The organism is Thiohalocapsa halophila (assembly GCF_016583825.1).
In the GTDB taxonomy this organism is placed as follows: domain Bacteria; phylum Pseudomonadota; class Gammaproteobacteria; order Chromatiales; family Chromatiaceae; genus Thiohalocapsa; species Thiohalocapsa halophila.
In genome coordinates this window covers 1-26674 of sequence record NZ_NRRV01000011.1, presented here as the reverse complement: position 1 = coordinate 26674, position 26674 = coordinate 1, and the positions used below count along the sequence as shown (strand labels likewise).

Below are 26674 nucleotides of genomic sequence, written 5' to 3'. Positions count from 1 at the left end.
CTACGGTAGAGGTGGTCTTGGCCTACGGTGCTGGCCAGCATCGGCCCAGGTCAACCGCAGGCCAGCAATGCAGACGACCGCCGGGGCGGCGTTGCTGTGTCGGCAGGGACGACGTGTATAGTACGCACGCCGAACGGCTGCCAATGCCCTGCTGGGCGTTTGCTCTATGGGCCTGTCGCTGTGGGCGGGGCCGCGGCGGCCGTAAGCGAAGTACAAACCATCGTTGTTCACGGGGGGCGCGGCGTGGAACAGATCTCCGAAGCCATAGGGCTCGTCAACGGCCTGGTCTGGGGGCCGCCGATGCTGGTGCTGATTCTCGGCACCGGCCTGTACCTGACTGCCGGACTTGGTGTGCTGCCGCTGCGCAAGCTCGGCTTCGGCTTCCGCATGCTGTGGGCCGGGCGCACCGAGCAGGGCAAGGGGGACATCACGCCGTTCAATGCGCTGGCGACATCGCTGTCGGCCACCATCGGTACGGGCAATATCGCCGGCGTCGGCACGGCCATCGCCATCGGCGGGCCCGGCGCTTTGTTCTGGATGTGGATCACGGCCCTGGTGGGCATGGCCACCAAGTACGCGGAAGCGGTGCTTGCCGTGCGCTACCGCGAGGTCGACGAGAACAACAATCACGTCGGCGGGCCCATGTACTACATCCGCAACGGCCTCGGGAAGAATTGGCTCTGGCTGGCGACCCTGTTCGCCATCTTTGGGGCCTTGGCGGGCTTCGGCATCGGCAACACGGTGCAGGCCAACTCGGTGGCGGACGCGCTGGATTCCAAGTTCGGGGTGCCGTTCTGGATGACGGGCGTCGGCCTCGCGGTGCTGGTGGGCCTGGTGCTCATCGGCGGTATTCGCTGGATCGCCCAGGTCGCCGGCAAGCTCGTGCCCTTCATGGCCATCCTGTATCTGCTGGCGGGCCTGATCGTGCTGGGGCTCAACATCGGCGAAGTGCCGGCGGCCTTCATGACCATCGTCAACGATGCCTTCACCCCGACGGCGCAGGTTGGCGGCTTCGCCGGCGCAGGCGTCATGCTGGCGATTCAGATGGGTGTCGCCCGCGGCATCTTCTCCAACGAGGCGGGCCTCGGCAGTGCGCCCATCGCCCATGCGGCCGCCGAGACGGACAGCCCGGTGCGCCAGGGCACGGTCGCCATGCTCGGCACCTTCATCGACACCATCATCATCTGCACCATCACCGGCTTGGTCATCGTCGTCTCCGGTGCCTGGCAGTCCGGCGAGAACGGTGCGGCGCTGTCCGCCATGGCCTTCGGCGACGAGCTGCCGGGGGCCGGCGCCTATGTGGTGGCCCTAGGTCTCGCGCTGTTCGCCTACACCACCATCCTCGGTTGGAGCGTCTACGGTGAGCGCTGTGTGGAATACCTGTTCGGCGTGCGCGCCATCATCCCCTTCCGCGTGCTCTGGGTCGCCGCCTTGCCCGCGGGCGCGCTGGTGAATCTGGATTTCGTCTGGCTCGTCGCCGACACCCTGAACGCCATGATGGCCATCCCGAACCTCATCGCGTTGCTGCTGCTGAGCCCGGTGGTGTTCAAGATTTCCAAGGAGTTCTTTGCCGCGCAGAAGGCGCAGCGCGCGGCGGGCTAGTCCTGCCACTGTCGTGACACCGCTCCGCGGTGTCACGGCATCCCAAGCGCTCTGCGCCCTGCCTGGGGAAATGAGCCGCGGGCGCGGTGCAGACACCAGCGCTCTCGGCCTGTCTGGCTCGCACCAGCGGGTGCCACGCACGCCGCACAGCTTAGGGTCCCAGGCCCAGCCCCCCGGGGTATCGGGCGAGCCGGCCGAATTATGGTTACCGTCCCCGGAATTTGATACCCGTCAGGCGTCGGCCTTGGCGCCGCCCATGCACTGCGGGGACTCGGGGGCCTGCCCGCCGCCCTTCTCGAACCACTCGTCCGGGGTCCAGGCGTGGATGGCCAGCGCGTGCATGCCGCCGTCGAGCTCCGGCTTCAGCAGGGCGTTGACGCGGCGGTGGCGCCCGATGCGCTTCTCGCCGCTGAAGTTGTCGCTGACTACGAGCACCTTGAAGTGCGACTCGGCTCCTTCCGGGACGTTGTGCATGTAGCTCTCGTCGGTGACCTCCAGGTGCATCGGGATCAGGGCGTCGGACAGGGCTTGCTCGATACGGGCTTTTCTGGTCATCGGGGGACTCGCGGTGATTGGCTCGGTGTTTGTGTGGGGGCAGATGTGTGGCTGTCGGGGCGGGGTCAAGTGCACAGGGGGGTGCGCAGTGCGTGGTGCGCAGTGCGGGGCAGCCCTTCGCACCCGCACCTCGCACCTCGCACTGCGCACCTCGCACTCCGCACTTCGTCCTCCGTACTTCCATCCCAATGTAGCCCCACTGATGCGGCAAGACCCGGAGCTTCCCCATGACCCCGCCCACCCAGTTTCCCTGTGTCTGCTGCGGCCACCTGGTGCACGATCAGGTGCCGGGCTCCCACCAAATCTGCCCCATCTGCGGCTGGGAAGACGACCTCTCGCAGCTGCGGTTCCCGGAGATGCCGGGCGGCGCCAATACCGTGAGCCTGACCAAGGCGCAGCGCAACTACCAGGACTACGGCGCCTCCGAGCGCCGCAACCGCGGCCAGACCCGCGCGCCGGTGGACGGCGAGCCGCGCGAGCGGGAGTGGCGGCCGGTGGACCTGCGGCGGGACAACATCGAGCACCCGCAGCGCGGTACCTCTTATACCGACTCCTATCCCTGGCCGGACACCACCGTGCTCTACTACTGGCGCAGCAGTTTTTGGCGGCGCTTCGCCAGCTGACCTGCTGCGATTGCGAAAACTCAATAGCTAAAATTTAGCGGATTGCCTTCTCAAATATTGGGGTTGGCCTTAATGTTCTGCATCAAGACCGAGCACCTCGGTCAAGAAACGCCCGCTGCCTGTGCATGCGCCCATGCGGCAGGGTCCGAGTCGCACCACGGACCCCAAGGCACGCCATGAACCCTGAGGATTCCACCATGCAGAACACCCCTTCCCGTCAGGACCAGATCCGCGCCCTGGAGCAAGACTGGGCCGAGAGCCCCCGCTGGACCGACGTGCAGCGCGCCTACAGTGCCGCCGACGTCGTGCGTCTGCGCGGCTCCGTGCAGCCGGAGCACACCTACGCCCGCAACGGGGCGGAGAAGCTGTGGGACCTGATTCACGGCAGCGCCAAGAAGGGCTATGTCAACTGCATGGGGGCCATCACCGGCGGCCAGGCAATGCAACAGGCCAAGGCGGGCATCGAGGCCATTTACCTCTCCGGCTGGCAGGTGGCCGCCGACGGCAACACCTCCGAGACCATGTACCCGGACCAGTCCCTGTACGCCTACGATTCGGTACCGACCATGGTCCGGCGCATCAACAACGCCTTCAAGCGCGCCGACGAGATCCAGTGGTCCAAGGAGATCGGCCCCGGTGACGAGGGCTACATCGACTACTTCCTGCCCATCGTCGCCGATGCCGAGGCCGGCTTCGGCGGTGTGCTGAACGCCTTCGAGCTGATGAAGAACATGATCGGCGCCGGCGCCGCCGGTGTGCACTTCGAGGACCAGCTCGCGGCCGTCAAGAAGTGCGGCCACATGGGCGGCAAGGTGCTGGTGCCCACCAGCGAGGCGGTGCAGAAGCTCGTCGCCGCCCGCTTGGCGTCCGACGTCATGGGCGTCCCCACCCTGGTGCTGGCGCGCACCGACGCCGAGGCGGCCAACCTGCTGACCTCCGACGTCGACGAGAACGACCGCCCCTTCCTCAGCGGCGAGCGTACCGCCGAGGGCTTCTATCGGGTCAACAACGGCCTGGAGCAGGCCATCAGCCGCGGCTTGGCCTATGCGCCCTTCGCCGACCTGGTGTGGTGTGAGACGGCCACGCCGGACCTGGGCTTCGCGCGCGAGTTCTCGCAGGCCGTGCTCGAGAAGAACCCGAACAAGCTGCTGGCCTACAATTGCTCGCCGTCCTTCAACTGGAAGAAGAACCTGGACGACCGGACCATTGCCAAGTTCCAGGAAGAGCTGGCGGACATGGGCTACAAGTACCAGTTCATCACCCTCGCCGGCATCCACAATATGTGGTTCAACATGTTCGACCTCGCCTACGACTACGCCCGCGGCGAAGGCATGAAGCACTATGTGGAGAAGGTGCAGCAGCCGGAGTTCGACGCGCGTGACAAGGGCTACACCTTCGTCAGCCACCAGCAGGAGGTGGGCGCCGGCTACTTCGACGACATCACCACCACCATCCAGGGCGGCGTGTCCTCGGTGACGGCGCTGACGGGCTCCACGGAAGAGTCCCAATTTTGATCAGGAAGGTGCGCAGTGCGGGGTAGGTGCGAAGTGCGGCACGGATGTCGCGCGTCCCGCACTACGCACCGCGCACTATTCACACCGCTCGAGTCTTCATCTGTCGAATCCCGCCGCACCCCGGGGCGCGGCCGACGAAACCAGACATCCCCATGCCTGAGCTATCCACCGCCGACCTGTTCGACCGCTTCGGCGAGGCGCTCCGTGTTTGTGCCCCGTCGTTCCGGGACTTCGGTGCCCGCGCCGCCTTCGCCGGCAGCGCCGTCACCGTGAAATGCTTCGAAGACAACTCCCGCATCAAGGAAGCCCTCGCCGAGCCCGGCCAAGGGCGGGTGCTGGTGGCCGATTGCGGCGGCTCGCTGCGGTGCGCCATGCTGGGTGACATGATCGCGGAGAGCGCCGTCGAGCAGGGCTGGGCCGGTGTCGTCATCGACGGCTGTGTCCGCGACGTGGCGCGCCTGGCCCAGCTCGACCTCGGCATCAAGGCCATCGCGTCGACTCCGCGCAAGAGCACCAGGCGCGGCGAAGGCCAGCGTGACTTATTGGTGGAGGTTGGCGGGATCGCCGTCCATCCCGGCGACACCGTGGTTTGTGACCGCGATGGCATACTCGTGGCGCCGCCATCCGTATCGTCGGAGCTGCTGGAGGGCGCAGATCAGGCATCACCACGAAACTGACTGGCCCCGACGCGGACAAAGGACTGTCTTGACGACAGCCACGAGACCTGCAATGCCGACCCTGCCCGACGACCCCCGCCGCCGGCTACACCTGTGCATGCCGAGCGGCAGCCCGCTGTCATCGACACTGGTCGGGCGCAGCCTCGCCCCTCGGCCATCGCCCCTCGGCCCGGCGCCGCCACCGCCGAAGGATGCTCGCGCCGATTGCATTGGCAGCGAAGGCGGCGCCAGCACCGAGCCAACCCCGCGAGCGCGGCACAAATAGATGGCCTGGCTCGAGGCCAAACAGCTTGCCGAGGCCATCCTCGACGGCTTCGACCGCCATTACCGTCTGTTCCGCGCCATCACCGCCGACGCCCGGCTGCATTTCGAGCAAGCCGACTGGACGGCCGCGCAGCGCTGCGCGCGCGAGCGCATCGACTTCTACGACTGCCGGGTGGGCGAGACCGTCGCCGTGCTGCGCCGGGAATTCCATCTGCGCGGCGCCGATGACAACCTCTGGCGGCGGGTGAAGGTGGAGTACTCCCGCCTGCTGCCCCAGCACCACCAGCCGGAGCTCGCCGAGACCTTCTACAACTCCGTGTTTTGCCGGCTCTTCGACCGGCGCTACTACAACAACGCCTACATCTTCGTCTGGCCCATGCTCTCCACCGAGCACCTGGAGGCGGAGGTGCCCATCTTCCGGCCCTACTATCCGGACCGCCACGGCTTTGCGGCCGTCATTGCCGATATCCTGCGCGACATGGATTTCGCCCTGCCGTTTCGCGACCAGCGCCGCGACGTGCGCAATGTCATGCGCGCCATCCGCGAGCGCTTCCCGCCGAACCGGGCGCGGCAGCAGAACTTCCAGCTGGCGGTGCTGTTGACGCCCTTCTTCCGCAACAAGGCGGCGTACATCATCGGCAAGGCCATCAACGGTGCGCAGCAGACCCCCTTCGCCATACCGGTGCTGAACGACGAGCAGGGCGGGCTCTATGTCGACGCCCTGCTCACCGGCTCCGATGAGCTGGCCAACGTCTTCAGCTTCTCCCGCGCCTATTTCATGGTGGACACGGAGGTGCCGGCGGCGGTGGTGGAGTTCCTGCGCCCGCTGATGCCGCACAAGTCCAAGGCGGAGCTCTACACGGCCATCGGGCTGCAGAAGTTCGGCAAGGCGGAGTTCTACCGGGATTTCCTCAAGCACCTGCGCTATTCGTCAGACCGCTTCGTGATCGCCCCCGGCATCCGCGGTATGGTCATGTGCGTGTTCACGCTGCCGTCCTTCCCGTTCGTGTTCAAGGTCATCAAGGACCGGTTCCCGCCGCCGAAGGAGATGACCCCCGAGCAGGTGATGGCCAAATACCGGCTGGTGAAGCTGCATGATCGCGTCGGGCGCATGGCGGACTCCTGGGAGTACTCACACGTCGCCTTCCCGCGGGCGCGCTTCTCCGACGAGCTCATCACCATGCTGCGCGAAGAGTGCGCCAGCAGCGTCGCGGTGGAAGGCGATCAGGCCATCGTCAAGCACGTCTACATCGAGCGGCGCATGTCGCCACTGAACCTCTACATGGCCAGCGCCGACGACGAGGAGATCGCCCACGCCGCCCGGGAATATGGCGATGCCATCAAGCAATTGGCGGCAGCCAACATCTTCCCGGGAGATTTCCTGTTCAAGAACTTTGGCGTCACCCGCCAGGGCCGGGTGGTCTTCTACGACTACGACGAGCTCTGCTACCTGACCGAGTGCAACTTCCGCGACATCCCCGAGCCGCCCTTCCCGGAAATGGAGCTGGCGGAGGAGCCCTGGTACACGGCAGGCCCGGCGGATGTCTTCCCGGAAGAGTTCGCCACCTTCCTGCTCACCGAGCCCAGGTTCCGCAAGGCCTTCCGCGCCTGCCATGCCGAGGTCTTCGAGCCGGCCTGGTGGCGCGCCCGACAAGCGGCGATCCGCGAGGGCGACATGGTGGATGTCTTCCCATACCCCGCCGCAAGGCGCTTCGGCGCACCCCCGGACGCCTGCGGCTGACGCCCCCATGGGAGCGGCATCCCTGCCGCGACGACTTCCAGCGCACCGCGGGGGCCCATCGCGGCAAGGATGCCGCTCCCACGGAGGCGCAGGCACCGTGGGAGCGGCATCCCTGCCGCGAAGACTTCCAGCGCACCGAGGGGCACATCGCGGCAAGGATGCCGCTCCCACGGACGCACGGGCACTGTGGGAGCGGCATCCCTGCCGCGACGACTTCCAGAGCACCGAGGGAACGCATCGCGGCAAGGACGCCGCTCCCACGGACGCACGGGCACTGTGGGAGCGGCATCCCTGCCGCGAAGACTTCCAGAGCACCGAGGGCGACACATCGCGGCAAGGATGCCGCTCCCACGGACGCACGGACATTGTGGGAGCGGCACCCCTGCCGCGAAGACTTCCAGAGCACCGAGGGCGACACATCGCGGCAAGGATGCCGCTCCCACGGACGCACGGACACTGTGGGAGCGGCATCCCTGCCGCGACGATTTCCAGAGCACCGAGGGGCACATCGCGGCAAGAATGCCGCTCCCACGGACGCACGGGCACTGTGGGAGCGGCATCCCTGCCGCGAAGATTTCCAGAGCACCGAGGGGCACATCGCGGCAAGGATGCCGCTCCCACGGAGCACGGGACAGCGCCAACATTGCTCGCGGGCCCGCCTCGGCATCGGCCGGGCCGACGCCAGGAGGCTCGACAATCAGGTGGGTACCGTCAGCGCGGCGTCGGACGGCGTGCCTCGGCCCGCGCTATACGAGACGCTTGCATCGCCCCGAGCCGAGCCGAGCCGCGTCGGGCCCGGCACGTAAACGCCTCGCCGGCGTCACTCGCAGGGGATTTCGAGGGCGATCATGCCTTCTTCGAGATGGTCCGACACCATCGGGTGGGCGAGCACGTACTCCGCGGCCCGGATGCTGTAGTCGCCGACGGCGTCGTCGACGGCCTGCTCCCATTCGTCCGCGCCGTAGTCGCCGCGGCCGACCCACATCAGGGCCACCAGCTCCGCGCGCTGGCGCTCGGAGAGGTCGTGGACGATACTGCGAAACTCGCCGACGTTGTAATCGCTACCGTGGTCGGCGAGCATCTGCAACGCCCAGTCCTCGGATGAGCTCTCACCTTCCTGCGGGATGCAGACCTCTTCTTTGGCCTGGAACTCCCTGGCCAGGGCAATGAGGCCGCAGAGTGTTTCTTGCCGGATGTGCATGCGCACAGGCGCCTCCTCAGGAGCTGTTCTGGTCCGCGGGGCACCGGCGGAACTGCCGGCGCCGGCGTGCCGGCAGCCCCCAATGGGCACCGGCGGTGTCACCCCTTTCGAGCCGAGTCTACTACGGTGTCATGTTACGGGCGGCTGACGGAGAACAACGGAATTGCGGACGCCGATGGCCCACCGGTTGCGCAGCCAGGGTGCGATTGACCCGCTCTCGCGGCGGGTCTCTGGCGCGCGCTGCGGGCTCAGGGCCCAGCATCGCTGTGCTTGATGGCCGGGCGCGATGCGCGCGCTCCCCTCGCACTCGGAATGCTCGACCCGCCCGGTTGTCCCACACTGAGCCAACGCCGCCACCAGCCAGCTGCACCCGCCCGCGCGCATGATCTCCGTCCCCCCAGACACCAATCCGCAAGCCGACGAAGTGCTCTTCCTGCCGCTGGGCGGCACCGGTGAGATCGGCATGAACCTGAACCTCTACGGCCACGATGGCCACTGGCTCATGGTCGACCTCGGCATCACCTTCGGCGGCGACGCCTTCCCGGACTACGACGTGCTGATGGCGGACCCGGCGTTCATCGTCAGCCGGCGCCAACGGCTCGCCGGCATCGTGCTCACGCACGCCCACGAGGACCATGTCGGCGCCGTCGCCTATCTCTGGAAGCGGCTCAAGTGTCCCGTCTACGCCACGCCCTTCACCGCCGCCATCGCCCGCTACAAGCTCGCCCGCGCCGGGCTCGACGGCGTGTCGGTGCAGGAGCTGCCGCTGGGGGCGCGCTTCGAGGCGGGCCCCTTCGGCGTCGAGTACATCGGCATGACCCACAGCATCCCGGAGCCCAATGCGCTGCTCATCACCACCCCGGCCGGCGCGGTGTTCCACACCGGCGACTGGAAGCTGGACGACGGCCCCGTCATCGGCGAGCGCTACGATGTCACGCGCCTGCGGCTGCTGCGTCGCGAGCCGGTGCTGGCCATGGTCTGTGACTCCACCAACGCCGTGGTGGCCGGCAGCACCGGCTCCGAGGCCGGGCTGCTCGCGCCGCTGCGGGAGATCGTCGACGCCGCCGCCGGCCGCGTGGTGGTGACCTCCTTTGCCAGCAACGTCGCGCGGCTGGTGACCCTGGCGCGGGTGGCCGAGGCCACCGGCCGGCGCTTCGGCGTCATCGGCCAGGCCATGGAGCGCATGGTGGCCGTGGCCCGCGCCACCGGCTATTGGCCGGAGGACCTGCCCGAGCTGGTGGATGCCCGCCACCTGGGCTACCTGCCGCGGGAAGAGGTGCTGGCCGCCTGCACCGGCAGCCAGGGCGAGCCGCGCTCAGCCTTGTCCCGCATGGCCGCGGACAGCCATCGCGACATCCTGCTGGATCCGGGGGACACCGTGATCTTCTCCTCCAAGCTCATCCCCGGCAACGAACGCCCGGTGCAGCAGGTTCAGGCCAGATTGCGCGCCCTCGGCTGCGAGCTGGTCACCGACACCGATGCCCACGTGCACGTCTCCGGCCACCCGGCGGCGGAGGATCTGAAGCGGCTGTATGATTGGGTGCAGCCGCCGGCGGTGGTGCCCACCCACGGCACCCCCCGGCACCTGCGCGCCAATGCGGACATCGCCCGCGGCTGCCATGTGCCCCGTGTCACCGTCATCGCCAACGGCGACGTTTGCCGGCTCACCGGCGATGGCCCGCAGGTCTTGGGACAAGTGCCCACCGGCCGCCTGGCGCTGGACACCGACGGCCGCCTCGCGCCGGTGCCGGCGGGCGTGCTCGCCGAGATGCGCGCGGCCGTCAGCTAACCACGGAGGTCAAGACCCATGCTCCAAGCCATGCCCCCGGCCCTGCTGCGGCTCGTCATCGCGGCGCTGTTGACGCTTGCCGTCGCCGCCGGCTGCGCCACCGCCCCGGAGACCGGGCGCAGCCAGCTGATCCTGATGGACCCGGCGCAGGAGGCCCAGATGGGCCTGAAGGCCTTCAGCCAGCTCAAGGAGCAGAAGCCCTATATCACCAGCGGCAAGAACGCGGACATGGTTCGCCGGGTCGGTCGACGCATCGCCAAGGTGGCCCCGGTGGAATACGCAGACTGGGAATTCGTCCTGTTCGAGGACGACACGCCCAACGCCTTCGCGCTGCCGGGGGGCAAGGTCGGCGTCAACACCGGCATCCTCGAGATCACCAAGAACGAGGCCGGCTTGGCCACGGTCCTCGCCCATGAGGTCGCCCATGTGGTGGCCCGTCACGGCGCCGAGCGGGCCTCACAGACCCTGGGTCTGCAGATGCTCGGGGCCATCGCCGACGCCGCCCTGGCCCAGAACGCCCCCGGCGCCCGCCAGGGGATCATGCAGGCCTATGGGCTCGGCGCCCAGGTGGGCGTGCTGCTGCCGTACTCCCGGGTGCACGAGCTGGAGGCGGACGAGTTGGGCCTGCTCTACATGGCCCGCGCCGGCTATAACCCGCAGGAGGCCATCGCCTTCTGGCAGCGCTTCCAGGCCTACAACCGCGAGCAGGGCGGCGGCAAGCCGCCGGAGTTCCTGAGCACCCACCCGCTGGACGACCGGCGCATCGCCCAATTGCGGGCCATGCTGCCGCGCGCCGAGGCGGAATACGCGCGCGCGAGCAAGGCCTGATGGGCCCGCGCGTGACTCGGCTCGGGCGGTGTTGCTGATGCGCAGCCTGCTCACACGGGCGCTGCCCTGGCTCGCGGTGGCCCTGATTGTGCTCGGTGCCTGGTGGCTCTGGCCCGGCGGCGACGCCGCCAGCCCGCGGCTGCTGGACCCGGCGGCGCTGGCCGCGGCACTGCCGCCGGATGGTCAGGACAGCTTCGCAGCGTTGGACGCCACCGCCGACTGGACCCCCGAGCTGCCGCAGGACCTGGGCCCGCACCCCGCTTTCCGCACCGAGCTCTGGGACCTCACCGGGCAGTTGCGCGCCGACGACGGCCGGCGCTACGGCCTGCGCCTCACCCTGGTGCGCCTGGGGCTGCGCGCGCCGGGCGAGGACGGCGGGCGCGCCTCCGGGCTCGCCGCCGACGCCCTGCTGCTCGGGCGCTTCGCCCTGGTGCCCGAGGACGGCGAGCCCCTGCGCGCCGAGCGCGCGAGCCGCACCGCCGCCGGGCTCGCCGGTGCAACGACGGACCCGCCGGAGGTCTGGCTGGAGGACTGGCGGTTACGCTCGGGCGGTGCCGACAGCGCGGGAGGACTCGCCGCCGGCCGCCTCGCGGTGGCCGCCGAAGGCGCGCGGCTGGAGCTTGCCCTGACATCGGAGAAGGCCCCCGTCACGCCGGCCGCGAGCCTGCTGACCGGCGGCGCCGGTGCACCGGGCGGGCAGGACAGGGGCCCGGCGTTCCGCTGGCTCGCCCAGCCCAGGCTTGGCCTGAGCGGGCGGCTCCTGCGCGACGACGCCGAGACCCGCGTCAGCGGCAGCGCCTGGCTGGATCATGTCTGGGGCGGTGCCGGTGTCGGGCTCGCCGGCACCCGCGGGCAGCTGGCCCTGAACCGCTTTCTGCTCCAGCTGGACGACGCCAGCGAGCTGCTCTGCATCCACCTGCGCCGGCGTGCCGGCGGCGGCACGCCGGTGCCCACCTGCCTGGTCATCGCCCCCGACGGCGGCACCCGCGTGCTCCAGCGCCGGGCACTGACCCTGGCGCCCAAGGAGGCCACCTGGCGCAGTAGCGACGGCGCCGCCACCTATCCCGTCGCCTGGCGGCTCGCGGCACCGGGGCTGGATCTGTCGCTGGACATCCGCGCCCTGCAGCCGGACCAGGAGATCATGCTCGGCGAGCGCCTCTGGAGCGGCGCCGTCGCCATCGACGGCGAGCGCGCCGGCGAGCCCGTCGCCGGCGGCGGGCGCATGGACCTGAGCGGCTACGCCCCTGCCGACGGCTGAGCCAAGGCGATCACCACCCGGCAGCACGGCCAGCCCGGACCACCGGGACGCCGACGACCGGGAGCGCCGACTTCCAGTCGGCCGCGCCCGCCGCGGGCTCGATGCCCGCGGCGGGCGCCTGGTACGAGGACCGCTTGCAGGGGCGCATGCTATTCCAGCCAGAACGGCACACGACCCGCGAACCCCATAGCCAGGGGACAAAAGCGCGCAGTCGCACGCGGCCGACGTAGGTCGGCGCTGAGCGCCAGCGAAGCCCGACGCAAGCGGCTAAACCGACGCCCCGGCTTTGGACTTCGGCCGGGCCACCCCGGAACCACGCCCGCCTGCGTCTGTCACGACGGTGGCAGCACCGGTCCCGATCCAGCTGTCAATCAGCGCCCACTTATGTTGCGATACCGGCAGATGCCGGCAGCGCAGCCCCGACACAGACCCCGCCGGTCGGTGCGCCCAGAGCGTGATCGACCCCGCGGCAAACCGAGCAGTCTCCCTGCGCCAAACCCGATGCAAACAACCTCTTCCATGCGCCGCCTGCCCTTTCCTGCCGCGGCGCCCGTCGCCGGGCCCGCCAGCTGGCTCGCCGCCGCCCTAGCGCTCGCCCTCACCGGCTGCGGCGAGCAGCCGCCGGAGGTGGTCATCGCCGAGCCCGGCGAAATCCCGCCCGCCGAGCAGCGCCCGGGCGACCCGCAGGCCGGTCGCAAGGCGCTGCTGAACCGCGCCGTGGTCACCTGCGGTCTGCCCTACAGCGCCTATGCCGCCAGCACCGGCGCGCCGGCGCCGGAATACGACCTGCCGGGCCGCGAGGATCGCAACACCGAGCTGCCCTACCAGCTCACCGCCCACACCGCCGACAGCGGCGTGGAGCTGGTCACCAGCAACTGCCTCGGCTGCCATGCGGCGCCGCTGAACGGCGAGCTGGTGATCGGCCTCGGCAACGAATTCCTGGACTTCACCCGCGACCCGGTCATGGCCGTGGAGGCCGCCGGCGCCTACGTGGAAGGCGAGGCCGAGGCCGCCGCCTGGCAGGACTGGGCGGACAGGCTCGCCGCCATCGCCCCCTGGACCATGACCGACACCGTCGGCGCCAATCCGGCGCAGGCCCTGACCCTGGCGCTCATGGCCCACCGCGACCCGGAGACCCTTGCCTGGTCCGACGAGCCGCTGATGGAGCCCCCGCCCGAAGACGTGCTGCCCGTCAGCGTGCCGCCCTGGTGGAACGTGGATAAGAAGCACGCCATGTTCTACAACGGGCAGGGCCGGGGCGATCATGTCGGCACCATGATCCTGGCCTCCACCACCTGCACCGACAGCGTCGCCGAGGCGCGCGAGATTGACCGCTGGTTCACCGACGTCGCCGCCTACCTGGCCACGCTGGAGGCGCCCGACTACCCCTGGCCCATCGACCAGGCCCTCGCCGCCGACGGCGAGCGCGTCTTCAACCGCGAATGCAAGGAATGCCACGGCCGCTACGGCCGCGGCGAGCACTATCCGAACAAGCTGGTGGGCCTGGACGAAGTCGGCACCGACCCGGCCATGGCCGAGGCCGCCGTCGACGACGCCGAGGACTACATCCGTTGGTTCGAAAGCTCCTTCTACGGCCGCCATTCCGACGCCGTGCCCGGCCGCGGTTATGTCGCCCCGCCGCTGGACGGCGTCTGGGCCACTGCACCTTATCTGCACAACGGCGCCGTGCCCACCATCGCCGGCCTGCTGGACACCGAAAAGCGCCCCACCTACTGGCGCCACGACGGTGCCGATCCCGACTACGACCAGGCCGCGCTCGGCTGGCAGTACCGCGAGCTGGAGCAGGGCCGTGAGCAGTTCGCGAGCCTGGAAGCGCAGAAGTGGGTCTACGACACCACTAGGCGCGGCTACGGCAACCAGGGGCACGACTTCGGCGACGAGCTGAGCCGGTCCGAGCGTACGGCGCTGCTGGAATACCTCAAGACGCTCTAGTCATCGCCCATCGCCCATCGCCCCTCGTACGGCCGCGGCCGGTGCGGGCGTCATCCCGCCCGCCACGGGCTCGCGCATCTGCACCCCGCGACCTTCTACCCCTTACTAATCAACCCCAACAGGAGCATCCGATGTTTCGCAAACCTCTCGCCACTCTGAGCCTGATCGCCGCCGTCAGCTTGTCGCACGCCGCCATGGCCAGCGACGACGACCACCACGGAGAAGACCATCACTCACCATTCGAGGGCATGCACCTGCTGCTGCTGATGCAGAACATGCAGTACTACGTGCACAAGCTCGGCCTCGCCATCGATGCCAACAACCCCACGCTGGAGGACTTCTACGCCCACGAGGTGGAAGAGGTCATCGACGCCGTCAGCGAGGTCGAGGACTACGAAGGCATCCCCATCGCCGAGAACCTGCAAAAGACCCTGATGCCCGCCTTCGAGCAGATGGAAGCCGCCATCGACAAGGGCGAGCGCGAGCCCATCGACGCCGCTTACAACGAGCTCATCACCGGCTGCAACAACTGCCACGCCGCCTCCGAGCACGGCTACATCCATATCCGCCGCAACCACACCAACCCCTATCCGCAGGACTTCTCCCCCCACGATTGACCCAGTGGGAGCGGCCTCCGGCCGCGACAGCGCTCCGCCTCGAGCATCGCGGCCAGAGACCGCTCCCACGGTGCTCCTGCCGCTGTGGGAGCGGCGTCCCGCCGCGACGGCACTCCGACCGGGGCATCGCGGCCCGAGGCCGCTCCCACGGCGCAGCCCAGCAACCCAACCGCGTGTTGCTAGACTTGAAGTAGCAGAGCAGAAAAATCTCTTGAAAGGGTCTTGTCAGAAGTATTCAGCGACGCTACCATAGGCGGCTCAGTTGCGGGGTGGAGCAGTCAGGCAGCTCGTCGGGCTCATAACCCGAAGGTCGTAGGTTCAAATCCTGCCCCCGCTACCACACAATCCAAGGGCTTAGCGAGTTCTCGCTAGGCCCTTTTTGTTTGCAGCGGGATCTGCGTAAGCGCTGGGGTAAGCAATGCTCCAGAGTCGATCCGCGCCTCCCACGCGCGCCATCATCGGCTGAAAGCCTTAAGCAAGGCGCGTGCCGCAATCGTGCTTGACGACCCGGAGCCTGCCCTCTGCGCGCGTCGGCCCGTTGCGGCCGAGCCTGATCCATCACCGCGACCGCCAGTACTTGTCGATCCGCGGCAGGGCCGACCAGGCCGCGCGGCTGATCGAGGTCCGCTGCACCGCTGCCGACCCGGGGCGCGTGGCGCAGCTGGTGCTCGGCGAGCTGGTCTGGGTGCTGACCCGCGCCTATGGCGACAGCAAGGCCCAGGTGGTGTCGGCGCTGGAGCAGGTCCTGGTGGTCATCGCCGAGCTGACGGTGGAGGGCGAGAGCCTGGCCTTCCACGCCCCGCATGCTTTCCGAGTCAAGGCCGCGCCTGTGGACCTGCCCAGGCGCACCCTGACCGACGGGGTCGAGCTGGCCGCCTGGCTCAAGGAGGCCGAGCGGCGCATCCGCGACAAGCTCGCCGATGGGCCCGTGGTGGTCTAACGCGACCTGGGCGACTACATTGATGCAGATCGAACAACCTTTTTGATCTGCATCCTGATGCCATGCGTACCACCCTCAACATCGACGACGACCTGCTGGAGCAGGCCCGCAGCCTCTCCGGAGTGCAGGAGAAGACGGCCCTGATCCGCGAAGGGCTCAAGGCGCTCATCGAGCGTGAGAGCGCCCGTCGGCTCGCGGCCCTCGGCGGCACCCAGCCGCAGCTGGAGCCCGTGCCCCGGCGGCAATCCCAGCCCGACCCGTGATCTCCCTGCCCTGACCCTGCCACCATGGTCCTGGTGGATACCGCCGTGTGGATCGACCACCTGCGCGCCGGCGAGCCGCACCTCGCCGCGCTGTTGGAACAGACCGACGTGGTCATGCACCCGATGGTGCTGGGCGAGCTCGCCTGCGGCAATGTCAAGCATCGCGCGGCCATGCTGGGCCTGTGGCAGGGCCTGCCCCGGCTCGGCGCGGCGACGCGAGCCGCCGCGCTGGACTTTCTGGAGCAGCATCGGCTTTGGGGCCGCGGACTCGGCTTCATCGACGTGCACCTGTTGGTGTCAGCCGCGCAGCGTGAGGGGACGACCCTCTGGACACGCGACAAGCGCCTGCACCAGGCCGCGAGCGAGCTGCATCTCGCCTTTGCCGAGCCGGCCGCGCAAGGACCGACCAAATCCGTGGATGGCACCCCTGACTCGCCCGACCCACCCGACGATGCCTAAGCCCACCAGCCACACCCGCACCGACGCAGCCAGGGCTTTCTACGTAGCCAGGGCTTCCAGTCCTGGTAAACCCAGCTCAACAACGGCTTCCACCCCCGAACAAGCAAGCGCACCCGACGCTTCCGACCCGTATGCCCCAGGCCAGGATGGCCTGGCTACGCAGCAGCACAAGCCCAGCATCGCCGACACGCTGGCGTGGCTCCGCCGCGCAGTCTGGTCGCTGCCGCTCCAGGACCACCGCAGCGACGACGCCATCCTGGGCTACAACGCCAAAGGCCACTTCGATTGACGGCCACCGCCACCGCCACCGCCAACGGAGCAGACCCCATGGAGCCCCTCGCCAAGCCTCTGCGCCGCGACCTGGAGACCGACGTCTTCAAGGCCCGCGACCTGGCCGACGCGGCCGCGCGGGCGGCGCTCACCCACCTCTGCGTCGACGAGCCGAGCGCGCCCGGCTATCTGACTGCTGGAGCAGGTCCGCAGCGGCAGCGCTCATGGCGCCGAGTTGCTGTTGCCCGATAGATGCTACGGCCGGCTTCGCGCCGGCCGCCCTCAGCCCACCCCGAACCAGGCATCCACCAGCTGGCCCGTGATCAGTCCGACCGCGCCGGCTGCGGCGGCGATGCCGAGGGTGGTGAGCGCCGTCGGCAAAGTGCGCCTGCGCCCGAGTCTTGCCCGCCAGACGCCGAGGGCGAGCATCAAGGCCGCGGTGAGGACCACGGAGACGACGCGTGCCGGCAGAATCGGCAGCAGCGCGAAGGGCAGCACAGGCAGCAGGGACGCCGACAGGTCCGATGCCAACATCCAAAAGGCCCGGGCCGTTGGGTTGTCGCCTTTGCCGGCCATTGGCGGCGGCAGCGTTGCTTCGGCGAGGGCTGGGAGCCCGCCGGCGCGCTTGCCGGATTCCGCGACGAGGTCGGATGCCGCGGCGGCGTCGAGACCGCCGGCTTGGAGTCTGATCTCGATGTCGGCGGCGACGCGGCCGGGGTCTTGCGCCTGCAAGGCTCGTAGGTGCTCTAGGCCCACCCGGCGCTGGTCCTGCTCCGATCCAGACCCGGCTGGCGAATTGTTGGGCGGTAGCCTTGCCCTTGCGGGGGCATATACCCCGGATGCGGTGGCAATGCCCATCCTTGCCAGGCGTGCGCCGGCGCCACACGCGGAGCTATGCCGTGGCATGCGCCTTGCCCGCGGTGGGTTGAGTCCCGTCAGGTCGGGACGCCTTTGAACGCACTCGGGAGGTTCGACATGTCGAAGCCCATTTCCGGACTACTGGCAGGACTTGCGGCGACCCTGGTCCTGTCCGCGCTGATGCTCCTTAAAGGGTCGCTCGGGATGCTGCCCCAGCTGAACGTGATCACCATGCTGGCCGGCCTTGGTGGTAATGCCCTTGGCATCCAGCCGACGCCGATGCTTGGCTGGGCGCTGCACGTTGCCATCGGCACGGTGCTGTGGGGGCTGCTGTTCGCGTTCATCGGCGGCATGGTGCCCGGCAACAGCTGGACCCTGCGCGGCATGCTGTTCTCCATCGGGGCCTGGCTGCTGATGATGCTCGTGCTAATGCCGCTGGTCGGCACGGGCTTTTTCGCCCTGGATCTGGGCGTGATGGCGCCTGTCGCGACGCTGGTGCTGCATGTGATCTTCGGTGCCGTGCTGGGCGTGGCGTATGGCGCTCTGATCCGTTATGCACCGCAGCGGCCGGTTGCAACAGCCGCACGCTGAGCCGGCTTTGTGGCATGCCGCGTCGCGCGCCAACGACTGTGGATCGGCGTGCCATGGCGGCGGGTCCCCGCCCTGCTGCGCGCTTTGGCGGCGCGCGGCGCTCGAGATGTTGCGGCCAGCCCGCTGGATCGGGCGGGGCCTAGGGATCGGATGCCCCGGCGCTGGGGTCACGGCGCTGCGGCGCGCTCGGCGATGCGCCGCAGCGCCGTCTCGCACACGGGCCGATACACGGGCGCCCAGCGCGGGATGAGAAAGCTGACCCGGCACCGGGCCGGGTCGAGGGGTGTCACGCGGTGGCCGGTGGCGCCCATGCCTGCGACGCGCCAGGCCCAGTAGCGGCCGTCCTGCCAGTCGGTGATGCGAAACGGCAGCCAGAGCCCCGGGGAGGTCTGGATGCGGCCGGACATGCCAGGTCCGATGTGGCGGGCCGGTGCCCGCACGGCCCGCACGCTCGGGCCCCAGTGCGGCCACTCCTCGGTGTCGATGAGGATGCGCCAGGCGGTCTCGGCCGAGGTGTCGATGTCCAGGCTGACGGGGGTCATGGCCGTGGTGCTCGCGGATCGGCGTGCTTCCGCGCGATACTGTCCCTTTGCCGCGGTGTCGTCGCTGATGGCGCTGCCGGCGGCCGGGGCATCCATCGGCGCCATTGATAGGGGAGATCTGCCATGTCGGAGCGCCAGCGCCGCCTCATCGGCATTGTGCTGTTGGTGGTGGGCATCGGTGTCGCCTCCTCGCAGGCGCTGCTGACGTCGTGCAGCGCGGTGGCGGCCGCCTCGGCGACCACGCTGGTGCGCTGAGGACGTTGTCATGAAGCGACTCCTGCTCCTGCTCATTGTCATCGCCATCGCCGCCGCATTGGTGGCGGCGTTATGGCGATGGATCAACGCACAGGCCACGGAGGAGCCCGAGGCGGCCGCAGGGGATGGAGCCACCGCCCCCGAGTGGCCGCTCTTCCTGTTGCCGCTGCCGGCGGCGGCCGCTGCGCTGATCGCGCTGATCCGCGGGCAGCTCGGGCTGCTGGTGGGCGATGTGCTCGGCTATGGCCTGCTGCTCGGCGGGGCGCTGCTGGCTCGCCGCGGGCTCGACGGCGCCGCGGCCGGGCCCGGTGCCGGTGCCTGGTGGCAGCGCTGGTCGCCGAAGACCGCAGGCGCTGGGCTCATGGCACTAGGCAGCGGGGTGACGGCCTGGCTCGGTGTCGGCCATCACCCGGCCATCGGCGCCGCCTTCGCGCTGGTGACCCTGCTCGGCTTCCATCTGGTCTATGGCTTGGACTTCGCCTTTCTGCGGCGCCGGCCGCAGGGCTTGGGCCGCTACGGCAGCGAGTCCCTGCGCCGTGCCGCCGGGTCCATCGCCGCCATCGAGCAGGCGAGCCGCAACATCCGCCAGCCGGAGCTGGATCGACGGCTCACCAGCATCGCCATGCTGGCTCGGCAGATCCTGGGGCGCGTGCAGGACGACCCGCGGGATCTGTGGCGGGCGCGGAAGTTTCTGAACGTCTACCTGGACGGCGTGCAGCGCGTGGTGGAGGGCTATGCGAGCACCCATGGCGAGGTGGCCACACCGGATCTGGAGCAACGCTTCCGCCACGCGCTGGAGACCGTGGAGGCCGCCTTCCGGGAGCAGCACCAAGTGCTGCTGGAGCGCGACGTCGAGGACCTCGACGTGCAGATCGAGGTGCTGACCCGGCAGCTGGAGCGCGAGGGCATCCTCTAGCACACTCTGTCGGCATCGGCATCGGCATCGGCATCGGCATCGGCATCGGCATCGGCATTGGGCGCGCTCGTCTCCGAGCTTTTTGATTGGTTAAAGCAATTGCTTGACTATTCTCAATTGGTTTGACCGATGGCAGCTATCATGCCAAACGATTTCCTCCACGGATTCAGGGGCCTTACCGTATTGCTCAACCCGGCGACGACGGGTGCAACCCAAACCTTCCGCAATCGGAGACACGCAGATGCAAGACACGACCCAATCGGTCCCCCAGGCTGCCCCCCAGTCCACCTCGCCCATGCCGCGCTTGAACGAGCCGGCACCGGCCTTCGACGCGCCGACCACGCACGGGCGTAAGACGCTCGAGGACTACCGCGGCAAGTGGCTGGTGCTGTTCTCCCACCCGGCGGACTTCACGCCGGTGTGCACCACGGAGTTCATCGCCTTCGCCAAGCGCCACGCGGACTTCCAGGCGCTGGACTGCGAGCTGCTCGGCCTCTCCATCGACAGCCACTATTCGCACATCGCCTGGGAGCGGAACATCAAGGAGAAGTTCGGCGTCGACATCGGCTTCCCGATCATCGCCGATTTGTCCATGACCGTTGCCAAGGCCTACGGCATGATCCAGCCCGGCGCCAGCGACACCTCGGCGGTGCGAGCCACCTTCGTCATCGACCCCGAGGGCGTGCTGCGGGCGATGGTCTACTACCCCATGACCAACGGCCGCTCCATCGATGAGTTCGTGCGGCTGGTGAAGGCGCTCCAGACCTCGGACGCCAACGGCGTTGCCACGCCCGAGGGCTGGCAGCCCGGCGACAAGGTCATCGTGCCGCCGCCTGCGACCGCAGAGCAGGCCGAAGCCCGCATGGACGAGGGCTACGAGTGCAGCGACTGGTACTTCTGCAAGAAGGCGCTGTAACTGCGGCGGCGGGCCGCCCTGGACACGGCGACCACCAAGGAGGCAAGGACGCCTCCTTGATCATTGCCCCAACCGAATACCGCACGAACGCGACACGAACAACAAGGCCAGGTCTCGATGGCCGTTGTCGCGTGTGGCTGCGGCGGCGGACGGGGGGTAGGCCAGGTCTCGATGGCCGTTGTCGCGTGTGGCTGCGGCGGCGGACGGGAGGGTGGACAAGCGAAGCGCAGTCCACCGAGTGCTGTGCGGCCCCCTGCGCCCCCTACCGCCCCGGGTGGACTTCGCTGGCGCTCGTCCACCCTACGTGCTTGCGATCACCGCCGGCAGCGGCGGCTGTCCTCAAAGCGGGATCTGGTCGAAGCGGGTCACCCGGCGGTGGGCGGCGGCCAGTCGCGGCACGCCCTCGCGCACCACCCAGATGGTCTGCCAACCGGCCTCGCGGGCGGCGTCCAGCTCCTCGCGCACGTCGGAGAGGAATAGGATGCGCCCGGGCAGCATGCCGATGGCCTCGGCGATGCGGCGGTAGGAGGCCACTTCGCGCTTGTGGCCGACGTGCGTATCGAAGTAACCGGAGAGCAGCGGCGTCAGGTCGCCGGCGAGGGTATGGCCGTAAATCAGCTTTTGGGCGTGCACCGAGCCCGACGAGTAGATGTAGAGCGCGAGGCCCCGCGCATGCCAGGCCGCGAGCGCCGGCGCTACGTCCGGATACAGGTGGCTCACCAGCTCGCCGGTGCGATAGCCCTCCTCCCAGATGAGCCCCTGGAGCGCCTTGAGCGGCGTGACCTTCTGGTCGCGCTCCATCCAGTGGCACATGCGCACCACCACCGCCTCGTCGTTGAAGACGCCGCCGGCTTCCCGGGCCTCGTCCAGGATTGCGCCCACCTCCGGCTCGTCCCGGTGCTGGCGGACATAGTTCGGCAGGCGCTCCCGGGCATAGGGGTAGAGCACGTCGGTGGCGAACGCGACGGACGTGGTGGTGCCCTCGATGTCCAGGACGACGGCGTCGACCGATAGCATGTGTGACTCCGTTGCGGTGGTTCGTGGGGGCCTTATCGCTTGGCCCGATCATGGTCGCGCCCAACGACTTCCGGCTGTGGGAGCGGCATCCTTGCCGCGACAGGCGGCGCACTGCTGCGCAGCCGGTGCTCCCGAGCACGTCGACCCAAGGGCAGGCCGAACTATGCGCTCACCCTCAGGCGCGCTCAAGCGGTTGGTCCGTCAGCACCGGAGGTCGGGCTGCGGCAAGAAGCCCTACACGGCGCTCGCTGCAAGCGCCTGACTGTCGGGCCTCCTGACGTCGGCCCGACCGACGCCGGGCGGGCGCATCCGTCGTCGCCTCAGTCTAGCCGATCCACATCCACGGCGACGCTCAGCTGGTGCTCGCCGCCGCCGTAGAAGACGCCGCGCACTGGGGTGACGTCGCCGTAGTCGCGGCCGACGGCGGTGGTGATGTGCTGCTCGCCGAGCAGGCAGTCGTTGGTGGGGTCATAGTCGATCCAGACGCCGGTGGAGGCTTGGGCGCTCGCGGTGGTGTCCGCGGCAGATCGGTGGCTTGGGTCGTGCGCGGCTGCTGTCGCCTTGGCGCCCGTGGCTGGGCCTGTGCCGGCGGCGGTGCTCACGCTGAGCGGCAGGTAGAGGGCGTACCAGGCGTGGGAGGCGTCGGCGCCGCGCAGCTTCGGCTGGCCGGGCGGCGGCAGGGTCTCCAGGTAGCCGCTCACGTAGCGGGCGGCGAGGCCCAACGCCCGCAGACAGGCGATGCCGACGTGCGCGAAGTCCTGGCAGACGCCGCGGCGCTGGGACAGCACCTCGGCCAGCGGCGTGGCGACGCCGGTGGCGGCGGGGTCGTATTCAAGCTCGGCGTAGATGCGGGCCATCAGCTCCCGGGCCGCCGCCAGCACCGGGCGCCCCGGCGTGAAGGAGACCAGCGCATACTCCAGCGCCTCGGCCCGGGCCGGGATGGCCGGGGAGGGCAGCGTGAACATGCGGGCATTGATGGTCTCGGGCTCGCGTGCCTCGCGCAGGCGCGTGCGCACCTGCTCCCAGGGCGGCGAGGCCGCGGCGTCCGGCTCGGGCGGGGCGGTGACCGCCACCTCGCTGACGGCGCTCACCTCCAGCGCCGCGTGCGACTGCTGGATGGAGAAATACTGGACGCGGTTGCCGAAGAGGTCGGTGTGCTCGCGCGACACCGACGGCCAGGGCGTGACCCGTACCTGGCTCTTCGGGCAGTGCTGGTGCGGGGTCTGCCGGGGCTTGAGGTGCGAGATGCTGTGACAGAGCGACACCGGGCTGCCATAGCCGTAGTGGGTGGTGTGGCTGACGCGAAAGCGCATGATCAGCGTCGCACCGCGCTTAAACGATGCTCGATCATGTGATGCGGGTGCTCCTCATGGCGGAAGTACTGCGCCGTCAGCGCATCCGAGACCGCTGCCATACCCGCCTCTTGCGCGGTGAGGAAGTCCGCCAGCGCACCCCGGCGCCTGCCGTCGGCATCCGGCTGGGCGAGCTGGTCCAGCCCCGCGAGCCGCAGCTCCGTCAGCAGCCGCAGCATGCCCTTTTGCGCGGCGGTGCGCACCGGGCCCATGGGGTCCTGCGGCATGTCCTCCACCAGCGCCGAGAGGCGCAAGATCTGGTAGGCCAGCGAGCGCGGGTTGGCCTCGTCCTGCACCACCAGGTCCAGCAGGGCCCCGACCCGGGTGCCCGCCTGATAGCGGCGCCGGTAAGTGATCAGGCTGTCGGTGACGCCGAGGATGGCCTCCACCACCAGCCCTTCCTCCGGTGCCGGGATGACCGTCACCAGGGTGGAGCGCAGCAGGGCGGCGAGGTTCAGGCCGCGCTCCAGCCGCCGCCCGGCCTCAAGGAAATGCCAGCCCTCGTTGTGGGTCATGTTCTCCTGCGTCAGCGCCGAGAAGGCCACCAGAGAGGTCACCAGCGGGTCCAGCACGTCCAGGGCGGCGTTCAGAGTCCGCGGCGGCTGGCCGGTGAGCCGGCGCAGGTGGCGCTCGATGTCGTTGATGACCCGCCAGGTGTCGCTGGAGAGCCGCTCGCGCACCGACCATGCCGCTTGCCCTAGGGCCTGGAGCGTCTGCGGCAGGGCGCCGACGCGCTCGAGGTCGGTGATGAGCGACAGCAGCTCCGGCGTCGGCGCCGCCAGGGCGGCGGGCTCGGCGCCGGTGGGCAGGGGCACATTGCCGTGGCACTGCTCGTTCAGGGCCTCCAGCAGGGTGCCGAGGCAGCCGATGCCCTGCTCTTCCGGTGTGAAGCTGCTGCGGGCGGTGAGGTTGATGGCCGTGACCCGCAGCAGGCGCACCAGGCCCTCGGCGCGCTCGGCGTAGCGCCCGATCCAGAACAGATTGTCGGCGACGCGGGAGGAGACGTCGCTCTCGCGCACCACCGCCGGGCTCTGGGTGTCTTGCAGTCCGAGCAGGCTTTCTTCGCGCTCGGGCTCGGTGGCCAGCACCCAGGTGTCCTTGCCGAGGCCGCCGAGCTGGCTCGACACCATGGGCGTGTCCTTGGACAGGGCGACGCGGCTCAGACCGCCCGGCATGACGGCATAGCCGTCGTCTTCGGCCACCGAGAAGCTGCGCAGCACGAAGGGCCGCGGCTCGATGCGCCCATCCACGTACACCGGTGCCGTGGACGGCTTGACCTCCTCCTGGGCGACGAAGCGGTGGGGCTCCGCCTGGATCTGCGCCACCAGCCTGGCGCGGGCGTCGCGGCCCAGATTGCGCCCGAACAGCACCCGTTGCCCGGGGCCGCCGTTTACGGGGTCGTCAGTGCGCCCGCCGGCGGGCTTGATGACCAGCGTATCCAGGTTGGCCAGGACATATTCGCGGTCCTGCGGGCGCCCGCACCACCAGGTATCCAGGTGCGGCAGCAGCAGGTCCTCGCCCAGCAGCTGGCGGCAGAGCTCCGGCAGAAAGGCCATCAGCCCCGGGTGCTCCAGCACGCCGCTGCCCAGCGCATTGGCGACGGTCAGGTTGCCGGTGCGTACCGCCTGCACCATCCCCGGCACGCCGAGCATGCTGTCCTCGCGCAGCTCCAGCGGGTCGCAGAAGCAGTCGTCCACCCGCCGCAGCACCGCGTCGATGCGCTCCAGCCGGCCCAGGGTACGCAGCCAGAGCGCGCCGTCGCGCACCGACAGGTCCGCCCCCTGCACCAGGGTGTAGCCCAGGTAGTTGGCGAGATAGGCGTGCTCGAAGTAGGCGGCGTTCGCCGGCCCCGGGGTCATGAGCGCGACCCGCGCCTGTGGGGCATCGCCCGGTGCTAGACGGTTCATGGCCCGGCGCAGGCCGCGGAAGAAGCCGGCGAGGCGATGTACGTGGCTGTCGCGGAAGAGGCTCGGCATGACCCGCGAGAGCACCACCCGATTTTCCAGCGCATAGCCGGCGCCGGAGGGCGTCTGGGTGCGGTCGCCGATGACGCGCCAGTGGCCGTGCGTATCGCGGGTCAGATCTGCACCGTAGAACACCAGGGGGCGCTCGCCGGCGACGCCGATGCCGTGGCAGGGCAGCAGGTAGCCGGGATAGCCGTCCACCAGCTCTGGCGGCAGCAGGCCCTGGGTGATGAGTCGGCGCGGGCCGTAGAGGTCCAGCAGCACGGCGTTCAGCAGCTCTGCGCGCTGGATCAGCCCGCGCTCCAGCTCCGCCCATTCCTCGCCGCGCAGCAGCAGCGGCAGCGGGTCCAGCTCCCAGGGGCGGGACATGCCGCGCGGGTCGCCGTGCAGGTTGTAGGTGACGCCGTTGTCGCGGATCAGTCGGTGTGCCTCGCGCCAGCGGGTCTCGATGCCGCCGCGCCCGAGCTGGCGCAGGGTGTCGATCAGGTACTGCCAGTGCGGGCGTAGGCCGCCGTCGGCGGCGCGCATCTCGTCGCAGCTGCCGGGCGCCGGCACATAGGCGTCCTCCAGGCGGACGTCGTCCAGCTGGGCGAGGGGGCTCGTGGCGGACATGGGCGCTCGCGGCCGGGCCGGCGCATCGGGGAAGTAGGGGTGAAGTTTGAAGGGTGAAGTGCGAGGTGGGAAGAGCGAGTGTCCGGCTCGCTCGCCGAGCGCCGCCGTCTGCAGCCCTCGCCTACGCCTCCTAAGGATGCGCCTTCAAGGGAGAGACCGATAAATGGGCTTACCTTGGCAAAATCCGCCGGCCGTCCCGGCCCGTACGGGAAACGCCAATCGATCGGCCTTTTTTTAATACACGAAGGGTATGAACTTTTTCACCCGCTGGGCGTAGTCGCTGTATTCCGGGTGCCGCTCGGTGAGCCAAGCTTCTTCTTTGCCGGCCTTGTAGTTGAAGAACAAGAACGCCACGACCAGCCCGAGCAGATGCGACAGGCTCAAGTTGAAGACGGTCCAGGCGGCGCCGGCGAAGAGCAGGCTGGCATACAGCGGGTGGCGAACCATGGCGTAGACCCCGTGCTGCACCAGCTGATTGTGGTCCACCGGATAGGGCAGCGGCGTCAGATAATCGCGGATGTGCACCGAGCCGAAGGCGCCGAAGATCAACGCGAGGACGGCGAAGGGCGCCGCGAGCCAGCCGCGCAGGGCGCCGCTCGCGTCCATGGCATCGGCGCCCATGAACGGCTGCCACACCGGCAGCAGCGCAAAGCCGATCATCAGCGCGAACTGGATCGCCACCAGGATCTCCCCCCGCTGCCCGAAGCCCCGCTTCTCACCAGTATCGCCAGCCATGCTCATTTCTCCGTCGGACGTGCCAAAGACCCACTCAGATTGGGTTTGCCAAGCCCCTCCCAAGGGGCACCACAGGCCAGGATTCTGTAGCGGCAACACGCCTCTGCCTTCAGGGGACGACACAGCTCACGACGACAGCCGCAGCAACCAATTATGGGGACGGTATACCTATCCCTGTTAGGCATTATGGTTACCGCCCCGTAATTGGCGGGTGGAGCCGCGAGCTCGAATCTATTTTTAAGGTGACAGTATACTTATTTTGTCGCGGAGCGTGCCAGACATCTCATGTACAACCCCATCGCATCGGGCATTAACATAATTAGATACACCGTCCCCTTATTGTGGGCGCCCCCAGCCCCCAG

General features: G+C 69.1%; 27 protein-coding genes and 1 tRNA gene. 20 read left to right on the top strand and 8 right to left on the bottom strand.

Going from position 1 to position 26674, the window contains the following annotated elements:
- Nucleotides 1-243 precede the first annotated feature (243 nt).
- Entirely contained in the window at nt 244-1602 is a 1359-nt protein-coding gene (locus tag CKO31_RS06460) for an alanine/glycine:cation symporter family protein (protein ID WP_200235143.1), read from the top strand.
- Between the two features lie 231 nt (nt 1603-1833).
- Here CKO31_RS06460 and CKO31_RS06455 read toward each other — a convergent pair whose 3' ends face one another.
- Nucleotides 1834-2157 (bottom strand): BolA family protein, encoded by a 324-nt coding sequence (locus CKO31_RS06455; RefSeq protein ID WP_200235141.1) that lies wholly within the window; start codon nt 2155-2157, stop codon nt 1834-1836.
- A 227-nt stretch (nt 2158-2384) separates the two neighbouring features.
- Between CKO31_RS06455 and CKO31_RS06450 the strand changes: the two genes are divergently transcribed.
- From CKO31_RS06450 to aceK, 4 genes are all read left to right on the top strand, one after another.
- A complete protein-coding gene (locus CKO31_RS06450; RefSeq protein ID WP_200235139.1) occupies nt 2385-2780 on the top strand; it encodes a CPCC family cysteine-rich protein in 396 nt (131 codons plus the stop codon).
- A 197-nt stretch (nt 2781-2977) separates the two neighbouring features.
- A complete protein-coding gene (gene aceA, locus CKO31_RS06445) occupies nt 2978-4294 on the top strand; it encodes an isocitrate lyase (protein ID WP_200235137.1) in 1317 nt (438 codons plus the stop codon).
- Nucleotides 4295-4446: 152 nt separating this feature from the next.
- The gene (rraA, locus tag CKO31_RS06440; RefSeq protein ID WP_200235136.1) at nt 4447-4971 is read left to right on the top strand and encodes a ribonuclease E activity regulator RraA; all 525 of its coding nucleotides are present in this window, start codon (nt 4447-4449) and stop codon (nt 4969-4971) included.
- A gap of 265 nt (nt 4972-5236) precedes the next feature.
- Nucleotides 5237-6976: a bifunctional isocitrate dehydrogenase kinase/phosphatase gene (aceK, locus tag CKO31_RS06435; RefSeq protein ID WP_200235134.1), complete on the top strand. Its 1740-nt coding sequence runs from the start codon at nt 5237-5239 to the stop codon at nt 6974-6976.
- A gap of 820 nt (nt 6977-7796) precedes the next feature.
- On the opposite strand, the gene CKO31_RS06430 is transcribed toward aceK, so the two are convergent.
- Entirely contained in the window at nt 7797-8177 is a 381-nt protein-coding gene (locus CKO31_RS06430) for a DUF3775 domain-containing protein (RefSeq protein WP_200235132.1), read from the bottom strand.
- 382 nt (nt 8178-8559) lie between these two features.
- On the opposite strand from CKO31_RS06430, the gene CKO31_RS06425 reads away from it, so the two are divergent.
- From CKO31_RS06425 to CKO31_RS06375, 11 genes are all read left to right on the top strand, one after another.
- Nucleotides 8560-9966 (top strand): ribonuclease J, encoded by a 1407-nt coding sequence (locus CKO31_RS06425; protein WP_200235129.1) that lies wholly within the window; start codon nt 8560-8562, stop codon nt 9964-9966.
- Between the two features lie 18 nt (nt 9967-9984).
- Complete coding sequence (locus CKO31_RS06420) at nt 9985-10794, top strand: M48 family metallopeptidase (protein WP_242475199.1); 810 nt, start codon at nt 9985-9987, stop codon at nt 10792-10794.
- Between the two features lie 37 nt (nt 10795-10831).
- On the top strand, nt 10832-12052 hold the full coding sequence (locus tag CKO31_RS06415; RefSeq protein WP_200235128.1) for a lipocalin-like domain-containing protein: 1221 nt from the start codon (nt 10832-10834) through the stop codon (nt 12050-12052).
- Between the two features lie 501 nt (nt 12053-12553).
- A complete protein-coding gene (locus tag CKO31_RS06410) occupies nt 12554-14005 on the top strand; it encodes a c-type cytochrome (RefSeq protein ID WP_242475198.1) in 1452 nt (483 codons plus the stop codon).
- Between the two features lie 131 nt (nt 14006-14136).
- Nucleotides 14137-14622 carry a hypothetical protein gene (locus CKO31_RS06405; protein ID WP_200235126.1) on the top strand — a complete coding sequence of 162 codons (486 nt, stop codon included), beginning with the start codon at nt 14137-14139 and terminating at the stop codon, nt 14620-14622.
- Between the two features lie 263 nt (nt 14623-14885).
- Nucleotides 14886-14962, top strand: a tRNA-Met gene (locus CKO31_RS06400).
- Between the two features lie 159 nt (nt 14963-15121).
- Nucleotides 15122-15562: a PIN domain-containing protein gene (locus CKO31_RS06395; protein WP_200235124.1), complete on the top strand. Its 441-nt coding sequence runs from the start codon at nt 15122-15124 to the stop codon at nt 15560-15562.
- 62 nt (nt 15563-15624) lie between these two features.
- Nucleotides 15625-15825 (top strand): type II toxin-antitoxin system VapB family antitoxin, encoded by a 201-nt coding sequence (locus tag CKO31_RS06390; RefSeq protein ID WP_200235122.1) that lies wholly within the window; start codon nt 15625-15627, stop codon nt 15823-15825.
- Between the two features lie 24 nt (nt 15826-15849).
- Nucleotides 15850-16284 carry a type II toxin-antitoxin system VapC family toxin gene (locus tag CKO31_RS06385; RefSeq protein ID WP_200235121.1) on the top strand — a complete coding sequence of 145 codons (435 nt, stop codon included), beginning with the start codon at nt 15850-15852 and terminating at the stop codon, nt 16282-16284.
- Nucleotides 16277-16573: a hypothetical protein gene (locus CKO31_RS06380; protein WP_200235119.1), complete on the top strand. Its 297-nt coding sequence runs from the start codon at nt 16277-16279 to the stop codon at nt 16571-16573. Before CKO31_RS06385 ends, CKO31_RS06380 begins: the two co-directional genes overlap by 8 nt.
- A gap of 38 nt (nt 16574-16611) precedes the next feature.
- Complete coding sequence (locus CKO31_RS06375; RefSeq protein ID WP_200235116.1) at nt 16612-16806, top strand: hypothetical protein; 195 nt, start codon at nt 16612-16614, stop codon at nt 16804-16806.
- A gap of 30 nt (nt 16807-16836) precedes the next feature.
- Here CKO31_RS06375 and CKO31_RS06370 read toward each other — a convergent pair whose 3' ends face one another.
- The gene (locus tag CKO31_RS06370; RefSeq protein WP_274607701.1) at nt 16837-17412 is read right to left on the bottom strand and encodes a VIT1/CCC1 transporter family protein; all 576 of its coding nucleotides are present in this window, start codon (nt 17410-17412) and stop codon (nt 16837-16839) included.
- A 117-nt stretch (nt 17413-17529) separates the two neighbouring features.
- Here CKO31_RS06370 and CKO31_RS06365 point away from each other — a divergent pair, with 117 nt between their 5' ends.
- Complete coding sequence (locus tag CKO31_RS06365; protein ID WP_200235112.1) at nt 17530-18003, top strand: DUF6789 family protein; 474 nt, start codon at nt 17530-17532, stop codon at nt 18001-18003.
- Nucleotides 18004-18170: 167 nt separating this feature from the next.
- On the opposite strand, the gene CKO31_RS06360 is transcribed toward CKO31_RS06365, so the two are convergent.
- Nucleotides 18171-18641, bottom strand: a complete 471-nt coding sequence (locus CKO31_RS06360) for an SRPBCC family protein (RefSeq protein ID WP_200235110.1) — start codon at nt 18639-18641, stop codon at nt 18171-18173.
- Between the two features lie 27 nt (nt 18642-18668).
- On the opposite strand from CKO31_RS06360, the gene CKO31_RS27175 reads away from it, so the two are divergent.
- The 3 genes from CKO31_RS27175 (at nt 18669) to CKO31_RS06350 (ending at nt 20632) form a co-directional block, all read left to right on the top strand.
- On the top strand, nt 18669-18800 hold the full coding sequence (locus CKO31_RS27175) for a hypothetical protein (protein ID WP_274607700.1): 132 nt from the start codon (nt 18669-18671) through the stop codon (nt 18798-18800).
- Between the two features lie 10 nt (nt 18801-18810).
- A complete protein-coding gene (locus CKO31_RS06355; RefSeq protein WP_200235108.1) occupies nt 18811-19716 on the top strand; it encodes a 5-bromo-4-chloroindolyl phosphate hydrolysis family protein in 906 nt (301 codons plus the stop codon).
- Between the two features lie 241 nt (nt 19717-19957).
- Nucleotides 19958-20632, top strand: a complete 675-nt coding sequence (locus CKO31_RS06350; protein WP_200235106.1) for a peroxiredoxin — start codon at nt 19958-19960, stop codon at nt 20630-20632.
- Nucleotides 20633-20971: 339 nt separating this feature from the next.
- Here CKO31_RS06350 and mtnC read toward each other — a convergent pair whose 3' ends face one another.
- From mtnC to CKO31_RS06325, 4 genes are all read right to left on the bottom strand, one after another.
- Nucleotides 20972-21649, bottom strand: a complete 678-nt coding sequence (gene mtnC / locus CKO31_RS06345; RefSeq protein WP_200235104.1) for an acireductone synthase — start codon at nt 21647-21649, stop codon at nt 20972-20974.
- A gap of 320 nt (nt 21650-21969) precedes the next feature.
- Complete coding sequence (locus CKO31_RS06335; RefSeq protein ID WP_242475196.1) at nt 21970-22962, bottom strand: transglutaminase family protein; 993 nt, start codon at nt 22960-22962, stop codon at nt 21970-21972.
- Nucleotides 22963-22964: 2 nt separating this feature from the next.
- On the bottom strand, nt 22965-25577 hold the full coding sequence (locus CKO31_RS06330; RefSeq protein ID WP_200235102.1) for a circularly permuted type 2 ATP-grasp protein: 2613 nt from the start codon (nt 25575-25577) through the stop codon (nt 22965-22967).
- A gap of 234 nt (nt 25578-25811) precedes the next feature.
- A complete protein-coding gene (locus tag CKO31_RS06325; RefSeq protein WP_200235100.1) occupies nt 25812-26312 on the bottom strand; it encodes a methyltransferase family protein in 501 nt (166 codons plus the stop codon).
- Nucleotides 26313-26674: the final 362 nt, after the last annotated feature.